Source organism: Microbacterium sp. LCT-H2 (assembly GCF_001866135.1).
Classification (GTDB): Bacteria; Actinomycetota; Actinomycetes; order Actinomycetales; family Microbacteriaceae; genus Microbacterium.
Map to the genome: position 1 here is coordinate 306,126 of NZ_MODW01000004.1, position 13,491 is coordinate 319,616.

General features: G+C 71.6%; 13 protein-coding genes. 6 read left to right on the forward strand and 7 right to left on the reverse strand.

The annotated features are described in order from the left end of the window. Nucleotide 1: 1 nt before the first annotated feature. Complete coding sequence (locus tag BK819_RS12195; protein WP_083391771.1) at nucleotides 2-1,429, reverse strand: hypothetical protein; 1,428 nt, start codon at nucleotides 1,427-1,429, stop codon at nucleotides 2-4. Between the two features lie 150 nt (nucleotides 1,430-1,579). Next, nucleotides 1,580-2,818: a PLP-dependent aspartate aminotransferase family protein gene (locus tag BK819_RS12200; protein ID WP_071329372.1), complete on the reverse strand. Its 1,239-nt coding sequence runs from the start codon at nucleotides 2,816-2,818 to the stop codon at nucleotides 1,580-1,582. 112 nt (nucleotides 2,819-2,930) lie between these two features. Between BK819_RS12200 and BK819_RS12205 the strand changes: the two genes are divergently transcribed. Further along, nucleotides 2,931-3,398 carry an Lrp/AsnC family transcriptional regulator gene (locus BK819_RS12205; protein WP_071329373.1) on the forward strand — a complete coding sequence of 156 codons (468 nt, stop codon included), beginning with the start codon at nucleotides 2,931-2,933 and terminating at the stop codon, nucleotides 3,396-3,398. 42 nt (nucleotides 3,399-3,440) lie between these two features. Then, nucleotides 3,441-5,150 carry an AMP-binding protein gene (locus BK819_RS12210; RefSeq protein WP_071329374.1) on the forward strand — a complete coding sequence of 570 codons (1,710 nt, stop codon included), beginning with the start codon at nucleotides 3,441-3,443 and terminating at the stop codon, nucleotides 5,148-5,150. A 3-nt stretch (nucleotides 5,151-5,153) separates the two neighbouring features. Here the strand turns inward: BK819_RS12210 and BK819_RS12215 are convergent, their stop codons facing one another. Together BK819_RS12215 and BK819_RS12220 are read right to left on the reverse strand one after the other, a co-directional pair. After that, on the reverse strand, nucleotides 5,154-5,555 hold the full coding sequence (locus tag BK819_RS12215) for a hypothetical protein (protein ID WP_143049293.1): 402 nt from the start codon (nucleotides 5,553-5,555) through the stop codon (nucleotides 5,154-5,156). Between the two features lie 114 nt (nucleotides 5,556-5,669). Beyond that, nucleotides 5,670-7,142: an MATE family efflux transporter gene (locus BK819_RS12220; RefSeq protein WP_025102772.1), complete on the reverse strand. Its 1,473-nt coding sequence runs from the start codon at nucleotides 7,140-7,142 to the stop codon at nucleotides 5,670-5,672. Nucleotides 7,143-7,313: 171 nt separating this feature from the next. Here BK819_RS12220 and cycA point away from each other — a divergent pair, with 171 nt between their 5' ends. Continuing rightward, on the forward strand, nucleotides 7,314-8,783 hold the full coding sequence (cycA, locus tag BK819_RS12225) for a D-serine/D-alanine/glycine transporter (protein ID WP_071329376.1): 1,470 nt from the start codon (nucleotides 7,314-7,316) through the stop codon (nucleotides 8,781-8,783). A gap of 3 nt (nucleotides 8,784-8,786) precedes the next feature. Here cycA and BK819_RS12230 read toward each other — a convergent pair whose 3' ends face one another. The 3 genes from BK819_RS12230 to BK819_RS12240 all read right to left on the reverse strand — a co-directional run bounded on the left by BK819_RS12230 (nucleotide 8,787) and on the right by BK819_RS12240 (nucleotide 11,182). Further along, complete coding sequence (locus BK819_RS12230; RefSeq protein ID WP_025102774.1) at nucleotides 8,787-9,239, reverse strand: DUF2871 domain-containing protein; 453 nt, start codon at nucleotides 9,237-9,239, stop codon at nucleotides 8,787-8,789. A gap of 78 nt (nucleotides 9,240-9,317) precedes the next feature. Next, nucleotides 9,318-9,941, reverse strand: coding sequence for a response regulator transcription factor (locus BK819_RS12235; protein ID WP_071329377.1), 624 nt, complete (start codon nucleotides 9,939-9,941; stop codon nucleotides 9,318-9,320). Beyond that, nucleotides 9,938-11,182 (reverse strand): sensor histidine kinase, encoded by a 1,245-nt coding sequence (locus tag BK819_RS12240; RefSeq protein WP_071329436.1) that lies wholly within the window; start codon nucleotides 11,180-11,182, stop codon nucleotides 9,938-9,940. The genes BK819_RS12235 and BK819_RS12240 overlap by 4 nt, the downstream gene beginning before the upstream one ends. 133 nt (nucleotides 11,183-11,315) lie before the next feature. Here BK819_RS12240 and BK819_RS12245 point away from each other — a divergent pair, with 133 nt between their 5' ends. From BK819_RS12245 to BK819_RS12255, 3 genes are all read left to right on the forward strand, one after another. Further along, a complete protein-coding gene (locus tag BK819_RS12245; RefSeq protein WP_071329378.1) occupies nucleotides 11,316-11,969 on the forward strand; it encodes a YigZ family protein in 654 nt (217 codons plus the stop codon). Between the two features lie 65 nt (nucleotides 11,970-12,034). Further along, on the forward strand, nucleotides 12,035-12,952 hold the full coding sequence (locus BK819_RS12250; protein WP_071329379.1) for a DnaJ domain-containing protein: 918 nt from the start codon (nucleotides 12,035-12,037) through the stop codon (nucleotides 12,950-12,952). 69 nt (nucleotides 12,953-13,021) lie between these two features. Next, nucleotides 13,022-13,441 (forward strand): Fur family transcriptional regulator, encoded by a 420-nt coding sequence (locus BK819_RS12255; RefSeq protein WP_025102779.1) that lies wholly within the window; start codon nucleotides 13,022-13,024, stop codon nucleotides 13,439-13,441. Nucleotides 13,442-13,491: the final 50 nt, after the last annotated feature.

Below are 13,491 nucleotides of genomic sequence, written 5' to 3' on the forward strand. Positions count from 1 at the left end.
GTCAGGCGAGGGCGAGGACCGCGCGACGGTGGGAGACGCGGTGGCCGATCCAGAAGCCGACCGCGATCAGGCCGACGAGACCGATCCCGAGGATCCACGGGAGCAGAGAGGGCGCGGCGCCCGCCGTGGCCGTCGCGAGGGTGCCGGAGCCGTCGGCGATGCGCCCGTTGCCGGCCGCGAGGTCCGCGGCGCCAGCGTCGAGCTTCGCGCTTCCGGCCGCGAGGGTGCCGGACCCCTCGGCGACCGCGTCGGCGCCGGTGCGGAGTTCGGTCATCCCGGACCGGAGGTCGCCGGCACCCGACTGGAGCGCGCCGATGCCCGTGGCCAGAGTTCCGGCACCCTCGTCGAGCCGCGCCGCGCCCGCGCTCAGCTCCGCGGTGCCGGAGTACAGCGACGATGCTCCGGTCGAGAGGGTCTGCAGCCCGGACGAGAGATCCGCCGCGCCCGCCGCGAGCCGGGAAGTGCCGTCCTGCAGCGTCTGCGCTCCGGCGACCAGGGCGGGAGCGCCCTTCGGGGAGACCAGCGCCGCGGTCCCCGGCCAGCCCTTCGAGGGGTCCCCGTTGATGAGCGCGCCGACGCCGGCCGTGACGCGAGCGGAGCCGTCGGCGGCGCCGATGAGTCCCTGTGCGAGGCCCGGAGCAGCCGCGGCGGGGGCCGCCAGCGCGCCGACCTGCTTCTCGACGCCGGCGGCGAGCGCCGCGAGCTGCTGGAGCTGCACATCGGCAGGGTTCGCGGCGAGGAGGCCCTGCAGACCGGCGGCGAGCGTCCGCGCATTGCCGGGAGCGTTCGTGGCGACGCCCGTCAGCAGCGTCTGCGTGTCCGGATGGGCGAGCTTCTGCACATCGGCGCTCACTCCGGCGCGCAGCGTGGTGCTCAGCGTCGTCGCGCCCTCGAGCACGCCGTTCGCGTACCGGTGTGCGCCGTCGACACCGGCGGCGAGAGTGGTCGCGCCGTCGACGAGCTGTCGGGCTCCGGCATCTGCCGCCGCCATCTTGGCCGCGAGCTCCTGCGACCCGGCGAGCGCCGTCTGCGCTCCACCGCTCACCCGTCCGGCACCGTCGAGAGCGGTGGCGGCTCCCGCCGCGAGAGTTCCGGCGCCCTCGGCGAGTGTCGTGGCGCCCGCGGCGGCCGTCGTCGCCCCGTCGCTCAGCTTCTCGGAACCCTGCTGCGCCGTCGCGGTGCCTGCCGCCAGATCCTGCGTGCCCGCGGCCAACTCGTCGGCTCCCGCGGCGAGGTCGGCGGCACCCGCGGCGAGGTCCGAGGATCCCCCCTGCGCGGTGGTCGTGCCGTCCGCGAGCTCCGAGGCGCCCGCGGACACCTTGCTCATCGTGGCGAAGAACAACAGCACCATCGCCGCCAGCAGGAGGCTGAGGACGGTCACGGCGATGCGCATGCCGAGGCCGTGCGCGTGGGTTTTTTCACTCGTCATTGAGGACTCCCGAGGTCAGTGGCGTCGTTGCCAACCGCGACTGTAGGCCCCGCCCTGTCCACCACCCCCGGTTTTGCCGTCAGGTACCAAGTCCCACCTCAGACGATACTCAGTTTCTTGTCACTCTCACACAATCGCCGACCCGGCCCCCTACGTACGAGCCACCCCCACATGTGACGCACTTTCCGGGGTGGGAGGCACGGAAAGGGGTGGGTCGGCGAGAGTGGCGAAGGCGTTCGCGAGGTCGGCGAGGAGATCGTCGACGTCCTCGAGGCCGATGGACAGGCGCAGGACGTCGGCGGCGGGACGCGCCTCCGCGGGGACCGGGCGGTGCGTGAGCGCGGCGGGGTGCTGGATGAGGGAGTCCACGCCTCCGAGCGACACGGCGTGCGTGAAGAGGCGGGTCGCCCCGGCCACCGCTGCGGCCGCTGCATAGCCGCCGCGCAGCCGCAGGGCGATCATCGCCCCAGGCCCGCGGAGCTGCCGTTCTAGGATGCCGCGCGGATCCCCGTCGAGCCCGGGATAGAAGACCTCGGCGACCTCGGGTCGATCGACCAGCCACTGCACGATGCGACGAGCGCTCTCCTGCTGGTGCCGCACGCGGACCGGCAGGGTCGTGAGACCGCGGTGCAGCAGGTACGCGCCGAGCGGGTGCAGGAGCCCCCCGGTCACCGCACGCACGCGACGCAGCGCCTCCGCGGTCGTCTCGTCACAGGCGACGACGCCGGCGATGACATCACCGTGGCCGCCGAGGTATTTGGTGGCGCTGTGCAGCGACATCGCCGCGCCGTGGTCGATCGGGTTCTGCAGCACGGGGGTCGCGAACGTGTTGTCGACCACGACCGGCACGCCCCCCGCCTGCCGCACGACCTCGGCGATGTCCGCGACCTGGAGGGTCGGGTTCGCCGGCGTCTCCACGACGACGAGTCCGGTGTCGGGCCGGAGGGCGGCGGCGACCTCATCGGGCCCGCAGTACGTCGTCTCCACACCGAGCAGCCCGGACCCCAGCAGGTGGTCGGTCCCTCCGTAGAGCGGACGCACCGCGACGACGTGCCGCGCCCCCGTGGCACCCGTGTGCGCGAGGATCACGGCGGTCATGGCCGCCATCCCGGAGCCGAAGGCGACGGCGGCCTCGGCGTGCTCCAGCTCGGCGAGCGCATCCTCGAAGCGCGCGACCGTCGGATTCCAGAGGCGGGCGTAGACCATGCTGCCGTCCTGCGGCGGGCGGCCCCCGGTGGCCATCGCCTCGTACGAGTCACCGCCGCGCTCGACGTCGGGCAGCGGATTGGTCGTGGAGAGGTCGATCGGCAGGGCGTGGACCCCGAGCGCCTCGAGGTCGGCACGGCCGCTGTGGACGGCCACGGTGTCGGGATGCAGCGGTGCGGTCATCCCTCCACGCTGGCCGAATCGCGACGTTTCCGCAGATCATCGACAGAACACGTCATGAAGTCGAGGATCCCCGCTATTCTCTGCAACATCAGATGGCAGCAAGGAGGGCACGTTGGCGAAAGCGCAACTCGACGAGATCGACCTGGAGCTGCTCGCCGCCCTGAGCCGCGATGCGGCCGTCACCAACAAAGCTCTGGCCCGCCGCCTCGGACTCGCGGAATCCACCTGCGCCCACCGGATCCGCGGCCTGCGCGAGCGCGGAGTCATCCGCGACACGCGCGTCCGCCTTGACGGCTCCGCGCTCGGCTACCCGCTGCAGGCGATCATCAAGGTCCGTCTCGCGCATCACACCGGACCCAAGGTCACGGCGCTCTTCGACGCGCTCGTCGCGATCCCCCGCGTGCTCCAGGTGTTCCACGTCGCCGGCGTCGACGACTTCCTCGTGCACGTGGCCGTCCAGGACGCGACCGCTCTGCGCGACATCGTGCTCGAGCACATCACCGTCCACCCCGACGTCCGCGGCACCGAGACCCAGCTCGTGTTCGAACTCCGCGACGGCACGGGTTTCCTCCCCCGCTGAACGAGGGGGCAGGATGGAGGGACGCCGTTGCAAAGGAGCACCATGAGCCGTCGTGCCACCCCCGCCACCGAAGCGATCCGCGGGATGAGGGACCTCCTCTTCACGCACGCCACGGACTATGACGCCGCACGCCGCGAGTTCGCCTGGCCGGACCTGACCGCCTTCAACTTCGCGCTCGAGTGGTTCGACGTCATCGCGGGGGAGAACCCCGACCGTCCGGCCGTGCAGATCGTCGAGGCCGACCTCAGCCTCCGCTCCTGGACGTACGGCGAGCTCTCCGCCCGCTCCGACCAGGTCGCCGCCTGGTTGCGCGGCCTCGGCATCGGCCGCGGCGACCACGTGATCGTCATGCTCAACAACACGATCGAGCTGTGGGAGGTGATGCTCGCGATCACGAAGCTGGGCGCGGTGTCGATCCCGACCTCGACACTGCTGTCGGCCTCCGACCTCGCGTACCGCATCGAACACGGCCGCGCCGGCGCCGTCGTCACCCTCGGCGCCCTGGCCGACCGCCTCGAGGGGATCGACCCCGACGTGCTGCGCATCGGCGTGGGTGCGTCGTCACCTGCCGACTGGAAGCGGTTCGCGGATGCCGCCACCACCACGGGGGAGTTCGTCCCGGACGGCCCGACGCCCGCCGGCGACACGGCCCTGCTGTACTTCACCTCCGGCACGACGAACCGCCCGAAGCTCGTGCAGCACACCCACGTCTCCTACCCGGTCGGCCACCTCTCCACGATGTGGTGGCTCGGCGTACGCCCGGACGACGTGCACCTCAACATCTCCTCCCCCGGGTGGGCCAAGCACGCCTGGTCGAGCTTCTACTCGCCGTTCCTGGCCGAGGCGACGGTGTTCGTCTACAACTACGACCGCTTCGACGCGAACACGCTCATGGAGGTCATGGACACCCACCACGTCTCGACGTTCTGCGCCCCGCCCACGGTCTGGCGCATGCTCCTCCAGGCCGACCTCTCGCGGCTCGCGCACCCTCCGCGCGAGCTCGTCGGCGCCGGCGAACCGCTGAACCCCGAGGTCATCGACCGGGTGCGCGAGGCGTGGGGCGGCACGATCCGCGACGGCTTCGGCCAGACCGAGATGACGGCCTGCATCGGCAACTCCCCCGGGCAGACGGTCAAGGTCGGGTCGATGGGCCGTCCGCTGCCCGGCTACCCGGTCGTGCTGCTCGACCCGTCGACGGGCGCGGTCGTGGAGGACGAGGGCGAGATCGCGCTCGACCTCGCGCAGCCGCCGCTCGGCCTCATGGCGGGGTACTACGACGATCCGGAGAAGACCGCGGAGTCGCGGGCCGGAGGCTTCCACCACACCGGGGACATCGCCGTGCGCGACGCCGACGGCTACCTGACCTACATCGGACGCTCCGACGACGTGTTCAAGGCCTCCGACTACAAGATCTCGCCGTTCGAGCTCGAGTCCGTGCTGCTGGAGCACGACCTCGTCGTCGAAGCAGCCGTCATCCCCAGCCCCGACCCCACGCGCCTGGCGGTCCCGAAGGCGTACGTGTGCCTGACGCCGGACGCGGGCGCGGACGAGGCGGCCGCCGCGCGCGCCGTGTTCGGCTACGCGCACGAACGGCTCTCCTCGCACCTGTGGGTGCGGATCATCGAGTTCGTGCCCGAGCTGCCGAAGACGATCTCCGGGAAGATCCGCCGCGTCGAGCTGCGGGCGCGCGAGAGCGCCCGCGTGGCCGCGGGCGACGAGGCGCGGCAGCACCGCGACCGCGACTACCGCTGAGCGCTAGGAGACGACGGCGACCGGCGCCGTGGGCGTCGCGGTCGAGCCGGTCTTGAGCGTGGCCGTCGTCGTGGTCGCCGGCGCCGGCTTCACGCGCGCGGCCCGGCGTCGCGACTCGAAGCCGCCGGCCGTGAGCATCGCGCGCACGATCCCGCCGATCACGAGCATGCCCGCGAGCGACGCGCCCGCCGCGATCAGCGGAAGCCACTGGTTCGCGAAGCTCGCGGTGAAGCTCATCAGCGCGCACACGATCCACAGTCCGACCGCGCCGCCCGCGAGCCCCCCGGCTCCGCGGATGATCGCGATCGCGGCCACGATCGCGCAGACCGCGGCCAGCGCCGCGCCCACGTATCCGATCGGTACCAGAATGGCGGCCAGGTCTCTGGCCACTCCCAATGTCGTCATGACGACCCCCCGTCCGGCGGAACCCCTCCGCACCTTCGACACTAGAAGTGTCTCTCCGGAAGGCCATCCGTCTCAAGTCCGATCCGGGTCATCCTTCCGGTGGATATCCGCGGATCAGCGCCGGACCGGCCACCGCAGTCGCCGCGGGCGCACGACGCGGACGGGGCGGGTGACGACCGCGTCGACCACCATCGAGCCGTCGGTGGGGCCGACGATCGCGATCGCGGAGGTCTCGGTGGCCTCGGCCGGGGCCACCGGCTGGGTCGCGAGCGCGCGATGCGCCTTGACGTAGGCCGGCACGAGGAGCACGATCGCACCCACCCAGGCGAGCGGGTTGCTGAGGGCCACGCCGTCGAACCCGATCATCGCCCCGAGGACCACCGCGGCGACGACGCGCATCACGAGTTCGATCACGCCGGTGACCGTCGGCACCAGCGTGTGGCCGAGTCCCTGCAGCGCGCCGCGGAGCACGAAGAGCATGCCGAGCGCCCAGTAGCCGCAGCCGTTGATGATGAGCATGCGGTGCGCCATGTCGACGACGTCGTCCGAACCGTCACCGACGAACAGCCGGACCATCGGCGCGCCGAACGCGATGAGCAGCCCGCCGAGGACGATCGCCGCGGCGACCGCCATCCAGGTGGCCTCGACCACACCGCGCCGGATGCGGTCGGGGCGGCGGCCACCGTGGTTCTGGGCCGCGTACATCGACACGGCGAGCCCGAGCGAGGAGAGCAGGGCGACCGCCAGGCTGTCCACGCGGGACGCCGTCGTGTAGGCCGCGACCGCGTCGGCGCCGAGCGTGTTGAGGGCGACCTGCACCGTGAGGGTCCCGATCGCGATGATCGAGGCCTGGAAGCCCATGGGGAGGCCGAGGCGCAGGTGGTCGGCGATGTCCGTGCGGGAGATGCGCCAGTCGGAGCGCCGCAGGTGCAGCATGGGCAGCCGCCGGCGCACGAACTCCAGGCACAGGATCACGGAGACGGCCTGTGCGACCACGGTGGCGAGCGCGGCACCCGCGACGCCCCACTCCAGCGGACCGACCATGAGCACGACGAGGCCGACGTTGAGCGCGCAGGAGACCGTGAGGAACACGAGCGGGGTCTTCGAGTCGCCGATGGCGCGGATGATGGCGGAGAGGTAGTTGAAGAACATCGTCGCGCCCGCGCCGAGGAAGCTGATCTGCGTGAACACCGTCGCCTCGGCCATGAGCTCGGGCGGCGTCTGCAGCAGCGCCAGGATCGGGCCGGCGATGAGGGGGGCGACCACCGTGAGGACGACGCTCGTGATGCCGCTGAGGAGCACACCCGTCGCGACCGAGCGGCGCACGGCGGCGTCGTCGCGCGCACCGAAGGCCTGGGCGATGGGGATGGCGAAGCCGCTCGTCAGCCCCCAGGCGAAGCCGAGGAGCAGGAAGAGCAGGCTGCCCGTCGCGCCGACGGCGGCGAGGGACTGGACGCCGAGGTGGCGTCCGACGACGATCGCGTCGGCGAACTGATAGAGCTGCTGCACGACGTTGCCGAGCAGGAGCGGGATCGAGAACGCGAGGATGACGCGCCACGGACGGCCCGTGGTGAGGGTGGTGGCCATGAAGGAAGGGGCTCGCAGGGAAGGAGGGGATGGATCGAGGGTGCGCCCAGTTTATCGAATCGTTTCGGGCGAACGGAACACCTCGAGCCGGATTGCCGTCGCGGGAGCCGTCGATTTCGGACGAGCGGGCCGCGGTGGTTACTCTGCATCAGTCGACGACGACCGGAGGAGATGAGCGTGACGAAGCAAGACACGGGGGCCATCCGCCAGGGGCAGAACGGAGCCGGAGGCGAGGAGCACCTGCGGCGCGCGCTCAGCAACCGGCACATCCAGCTGCTCGCGATCGGCGGCGCGATCGGCACGGGCCTGTTCATGGGCAGCGGCAAGACGATCTCGGTCGCCGGCCCCTCCGTGATCTTCGTCTACATGATCATCGGGTTCATGCTGTTCTTCGTGATGCGGGCGATGGGCGAGCTGCTGCTGTCGAACCTCAAGTACAAGTCGTTCAGCGACTTCGCGAGCGACCTGCTCGGCCCGTGGGCAGGCTTCTTCACGGGCTGGACGTACTGGTTCTGCTGGGTGGTCACGGGCGTGGCCGACGTGATCGCGATCGCCGGGTACACCGACGCGCTCATCCCCGGCGTCCCGCTGTGGATCCCGGGCCTCCTCGTGGTCGTGATCCTCCTGGCGCTCAACCTGCCGACCGTCGCCGCCTTCGGGGAGATGGAGTTCTGGTTCGCGCTCATCAAGATCGTCGCGATCGTCGCCCTCATCGTGACCGGCCTGGTGATGATCCTCACCGGGTTCTCCCACGACGCCGGCACCGCGAGCTTCGCGAACCTATGGGAGCACGGCGGCATGTTCCCGCACGGCTTCCTCGGCTTCGTCGCCGGCTTCCAGATCGCGGTGTTCGCGTTCGTCGGCATCGAGCTCGTCGGCACCGCCGCCGCGGAGACCAAGGACCCGAAGCGCAACCTCCCGAAGGCCATCAACGCCATCCCGATCCGGGTCCTGCTGTTCTACGTGGGCGCGCTCATCATCCTCATGTCCGTCACGCCGTGGACCGAGTACGTCGCCGGCGAGAGCCCCTTCATCGCGATGTTCGCCCTCGCCGGACTCGGCATCGCCGCCACCGTCGTCAACCTCGTGGTGCTCACCTCCGCGATGTCCAGCGCGAACTCCGGCATCTACTCCACCTCGCGCATGGTCTTCGGGCTGGCGCAGGACGGCGACGCCCCCCGGCTCTTCGGCCGGCTCTCGAAGCGCCGCGTGCCGCAGAACGCCCTGTTCCTGTCCTGCATCCTGCTGCTGTCCGGCGTCGTGCTGCTCTACGCGGGCAAGGACATCGGCACGGCGTTCGAGATGGTCACCACGGTGTCGGCCGTGTGCTTCATGTTCGTGTGGACGATCTTCCTCTGCAGCTACCTCGTGTACCGGCGCCGTCGTCCGGAGAAGGCGGCGACCTCGGCGTTCAAGATGCCGGGCGGCGTGTTCATGGTGTTCGTGGTGCTCGCGTTCTTCCTGTTCATCCTCTGGGCGCTGACCACCCAGCCGGACACCCTGATCGCCCTGCTGGTGACACCGATCTGGTTCGCGATCCTCATCGTCGCCTGGCTGTTCGTGCGGAAGTCGCCGCACCACCTGGAGCGCCACGCCGCGCACATCGCGTACCTGCGCGACGACACGATCCCGGCCGACTGAGCGTCAGGCGACCGACTCGAGGGTCGCGGGCCGTGCGGCCGCGACCTTCGGGGCGAAGACGCGGGGGCGGAGCGCGAGGAACAGCAGCACCATGCCGGCGGCGAGCAGCATGTGCCCCACGCCCGCGATGCCGGCGATCATCTTCGTCGACTCCTGGCCGAGCACCGTGAGGCAGCCGTGCCAGACGAGCATCGCCGAGGTCAGCACGAGCCCGGCGGTGTAGGTCCAGAAGAACCAGCCGAACAGCCGGCTCTCGGAGAGCGCAAACGCCTTCTCCAGGAGCATCACCACGAGGAAGACGACGAAGCCCAGCACGAGCAGATGCGTGTGCACGAGTCCGAGCTGTGTCGGCGCCCCCTCGGGGAAGCCGTTGATCTTGGTGAACTCGCGGTAGAAGAGTCCGGAGGCGACGCCCACCAGCATGGAGGCGAACGCGGCGGTGAAGAGCCTGCGCATGGGAGTCCTTTCTGTCTGCCTCCAGCCTCGCCGGGGAGCCGTCGCCGCGGATCCATCGAATGGTTGAGACCGCGGGCGTCAGAGCAGACCGGACTCCCTGGCGATCGCGACCGCCTTCGCGCGGCTGTCGGCCCCGAGCTTCTCGAAGACGTGCACGAGGTGGGTCTTCACCGTCGCCTCCGTGACGAACAGCGCCTTCGCGATCTCCCGGTTCGAGGCCCCGGTGTCGAGCAGCCGCAGCACGTCGAGCTCGCGCCCCGTGAGCTGCACCCGCGGGGCGCGGAGGGCGCGGCCGACGCGCGCCGTGAGCTCCGGCGTCAGCGCCTGCCCGCCCGACGCGGCCTGCCGAACGGCCCGGACGATGTCCTCCGGGTCGATGTCCTTGAGCAGATACCCCGCCGCCCCCGCCTCGATCGCGCCGAGGATCTGGGCGTCGCGGTCGAATGTCGTGAGGATGAGCACCGCCGGCGCCGGGTCGAGCGCCCGGAGCGCCGCCGTCGTCTGCACGCCGTCCATGCCCGCCCCCAGCCGCAGATCGCAGAGGACGACGTCGGGACGGAGGTGCCGGGCGAGCATGACCGCCTCCTCCCCCGACGCGGCCTCGCCCACGACCTCGGCGTCATCGCGGCGGTCGAACAGCGAGCGCACACCGGCGCGCACGATGGGATGGTCGTCGACGAGCAGGATCCGCACGGGGGTCACGACCGGCCTCCGAGGGGCAGGTGGGCGGACAGCGCGGTGCCGTCGCCCGGGGCGCTCTCCACGTCGAGACCGCCGCCGAGCTCACGCAGCCGAGCGCGCATCGCCCGCAGACCGTAGCCGCCGCCGGGCCCCGTTGACTCCAGCCGCGACGGGTCGAAGCCGCGACCGTCGTCGACCACGTCCAGCCGCACCGCGTCGCCGGCGTCCGCGAGCGTCACCACGACACGAGTGGCGCCGGCATGGCTGCGCACGTTGGCGAGCGCGGACTGGGCCGTCCGCAGCAGGGCGACCTCGGCGTCGAGGCCGAGCGCCGGCAGATCCTCGTCGGCATGGAAGGTGGCCGCGATCCCGGTCTCGGCGGTCAGGCGCTCCAGCATCCGGGCGAGGGCGTCGCTCAGCGCGGAGCCGTCCAGCTCGGCGGGCATGAGGTCGTCGACGATGCGTCGGGCGTCGGCGAGCCCTTCCGCGGCGAGCGCCCCGATCTGTCCGAGCGCCCGATCGCGGCCGTCCTCGTGCTCGGCCGCCGACCGCGCCAGCAGGACGATAGACGACAGGCTCTGGGCGACCGTGTCGTGGATGTCGCGCGACACCCGGGTGCGCTCGGCGGCGGCGCCGGACTCCCGCTGGGTCCGGGCGAGCTCGTCCTGGAGGGCCGCCATCTCCTGCTGCGTCGCGACGAGGGATGCGATCAGTCGCCGCCGCTCCCGCCCGTCGCGGACGAGCTCCAGGTAGCCGCGGGAGATCCCGAGGGCGAAGATGCCGCCCACCAGCGGCCCGATCACGTTCGCGTAGGTGGTCGTCCCGGTGTGCAGCAGCGGCGCGACGATCACGACGGCGAGGATGAGGATGCTGAGCAGCACGGCCCATCGCCGTCGCAGCAGGAAGCCGGCGAGCAGCCACAGCGAGAACGCGAGCCAGACGAACTCCGGCGACAACGTCACCGCCCCCAGCCAGATGGCCGTGAGCCCCAGCAGCCAGCCGGCGGCGAGCGCCCGGTCGTGCGTGCGGGAGGAGAGCAGGAGTCCGCCGCCGTACCAGCCGAGGAAGGCGAGGGCGGTCGCGAGCAGCCACGGCACCGGGACCCCGTCGGCGAGGGAGCGGACGACGCCGACGACGGTGAGCACGACGGTGATGACGGCCTGGCCGATACGGAGCGACGTGACCAGGCGCCCCCAGGAGCGCGTGCGTGCTCCCGTCCGCCCTCCGGGGTGGTCGGTCTCGGCGATGTCTCCGGTTGGCATGCTGACATTCTCGTCCGCCAGGCCGCTGCGCGCCTCCATCGTTCGGTCGACCCGGTTCGAATCGCCCGATTGGCGGCATCCGGCCCGGATTCGGGACCAATCGGGCGATTCGAACGGAGGTATCGTGGGGCCGATGTCGACACCGCCCCCGTTCCCCGCGACGATCGCGGCGGCCGTCGACCACGAGCTCGTCATCCGGAAGTCGCGCTTCCTCACGCACGTCGCGCCCGTGTCTTCGGTGGCCGAAGCCGAAGCCGTCATCGCGACGATCCGGAAGCGCGCCTGGGACGCGAACCACAACTGCACCGCGATGGTGACCGGCCTGCACGGGGATCAGGCCCGCTCCTCGGACGACGGCGAGCCCTCCGGCACGGCCGGCGTTCCGATGCTCGAGGTCCTCCGGCGTCGCGGCCTCACGGACGTCGTCGCGGTGGTCACCCGCTACTTCGGCGGGGTGAAGCTCGGGGCGGGCGGCCTCATCCGCGCCTACTCCACGGCGGTGTCCGAGACGCTCGACCGTGCCGCACTCGTCCGTCGCGCGGCGCTCACCCAGGCGACCGTCGAGGTCCCGCACGCCGAGGCCGGCCGCTACGACAACCTGCTCCGTGACTGGGCGGCGTCGCACGGGGCCACGCTCGGCACGCCGGCCTACGGGGCCTCCGCACAGCTGGAGCTGTGGGTGCCCGCTGCCGCGCTTCCGCGTCTGAGCGCCGACCTCGCCGCCGCGTCCGGGGGCGCGGTGGCCCCGGTCGTCGGGATCGAGCGGATCGTCGACGTCGCGGATTGAGGCCTCCCGGCGGTCGCACACCGTCCGACGGATATCCTGGACGCCGCGGTCGCGGAAGGAGAGCGATGTTCGACAGTCCGCTCTCGGCCTCGCCGTACGAGATCCTCGGCGTGGATCCGGCCATCGACGACGTCGAGCTCCGGCGGGCGTATCGGCTGCGGCTGCGGCAGACCCATCCCGACACCGGCGGCGACGCGGCCGTGTTCATCCAGGTCCAGCGCGCGTGGGAGCTCATCGGCACCGCGGAGGACCGCGCCGCGTACGACCGCCGCGCGGGCCTGACCGACGATGGCGGCGAATGGAGCGGCTGGCGTCCGCAGACCGTGCGCACCGACACCCGGCCGCGCGCCCGCTCCTACGGACACCCCGGCGGCTGGCGCCGCGAACGCTACCTCTCCCTGATCCGCGAGTGGGCGGGTCACGGGGTCGAGGTCCCCGATCCGTACGCCCCGGCCCTCGTCCGCGCCGCCCCGCGGGAGCTCCGGCGGCTGCTCGCCGACGCGCTCGCAGAGGAGGCCACGGCCCGCACGGTCTCCGACCTCGGCATGGGCTTCACGGTCTGGCACGACGTCGCCGCAGGACAGACCGCCGAGGACAAGCTCGACCACGTGGTGCTCAGCCCCTCCGGCCTCTACGGCGTCATGTCCGAGGACTTCGGCGGGATCGTGGGATTCCGCCGCGGGGAGATCACCGCCCCGAGCCTCGGCACACGAGCCCCGGTCACGGCGGCTCTCGCCCGGATGCGCGCGGTGGCGAAGGCCGCGAAGGTGAAGTTCGGCGGGGCGATCGTGGTGCTCCCCGACGACGACCTCGCCCAGGCGGTCACCCCGCTCGGCAGCACTCGCGGGGTCCCGGTCGTGGTGGTGCGGCGCAGCGCGCTGGCGATGGTGCTGCGGCAGGGCGTCCCCGGGGCGCGGGCCATCGGCGGCAACGAGCTGTTCGATATCCGCACCCGGCTGCAGCAGACGGTCCGCTTCGTCTGACGGCGGCGACGCGCCCGGCATCCCGGCATTCTCTTTTGAATCACTCAAAACACGTGTAGAGTCGAGCGTATGGAGACGGAACTCGACTCGGCGTTGCGCGACGCCGGGCTGCGTGCGACTGCGGGCCGCGTCGCCGTTCTCGAGGCTCTCGGCTCCATGGCCCATACGGATGCGGAGCGGGTCTACCGCGCTGTGTCCGACGTGCTTCCGACCACGTCGATCCAGTCGGTGCACAACATCCTCGCGGACCTGACGACGGCGGGCCTCATCCGCCGGATCGAACCGGCAGGCTCCGCGGCGCTGTACGAACGGCGCATCGACGACAACCACCACCACGTCGTCTGCACCTCTTGCGGTGCGGTCGGCGATGTGGACTGCGTCGTCGGCGAGGCGCCGTGTCTCACTCCGTCCTCGACGGGGGGCTTCACCGTGCAGACAGCCGAAGTCACCTTCTGGGGCCTCTGCCCCAGCTGCCAGAACGCCGCGTAGGCGCATCCACCGATCCCCTCCCCGAGGGTCCGTTCGGCATGTCCGCGCGG

Bases quoted from the DNA above. Each gene is read 5' to 3' on its own strand.
- BK819_RS12200 (WP_071329372.1), bottom strand. From the start codon at position 2,818: ATGACCGCACCGCTGCATCCCGACACCGTGGCCGTCCACAGCGGCCGT.
- BK819_RS12215 (WP_143049293.1), bottom strand. From the start codon at position 5,555: ATGACGACATTGGGAGTGGCCAGAGACCTGGCCGCCATTCTGGTACCG.
- BK819_RS12195 (WP_083391771.1), bottom strand. From the start codon at position 1,429: ATGACGAGTGAAAAAACCCACGCGCACGGCCTCGGCATGCGCATCGCC.
- BK819_RS12255 (WP_025102779.1), top strand. From the start codon at position 13,022: ATGGAGACGGAACTCGACTCGGCGTTGCGCGACGCCGGGCTGCGTGCG.
- BK819_RS12220 (WP_025102772.1), bottom strand. From the start codon at position 7,142: ATGGCCACCACCCTCACCACGGGCCGTCCGTGGCGCGTCATCCTCGCG.
- cycA (WP_071329376.1), top strand. From the start codon at position 7,314: ATGAGCGTGACGAAGCAAGACACGGGGGCCATCCGCCAGGGGCAGAAC.
- BK819_RS12240 (WP_071329436.1), bottom strand. From the start codon at position 11,182: ATGCCAACCGGAGACATCGCCGAGACCGACCACCCCGGAGGGCGGACG.
- BK819_RS12250 (WP_071329379.1), top strand. From the start codon at position 12,035: ATGTTCGACAGTCCGCTCTCGGCCTCGCCGTACGAGATCCTCGGCGTG.
- BK819_RS12210 (WP_071329374.1), top strand. From the start codon at position 3,441: ATGAGCCGTCGTGCCACCCCCGCCACCGAAGCGATCCGCGGGATGAGG.
- BK819_RS12245 (WP_071329378.1), top strand. From the start codon at position 11,316: ATGTCGACACCGCCCCCGTTCCCCGCGACGATCGCGGCGGCCGTCGAC.
- BK819_RS12230 (WP_025102774.1), bottom strand. From the start codon at position 9,239: ATGCGCAGGCTCTTCACCGCCGCGTTCGCCTCCATGCTGGTGGGCGTC.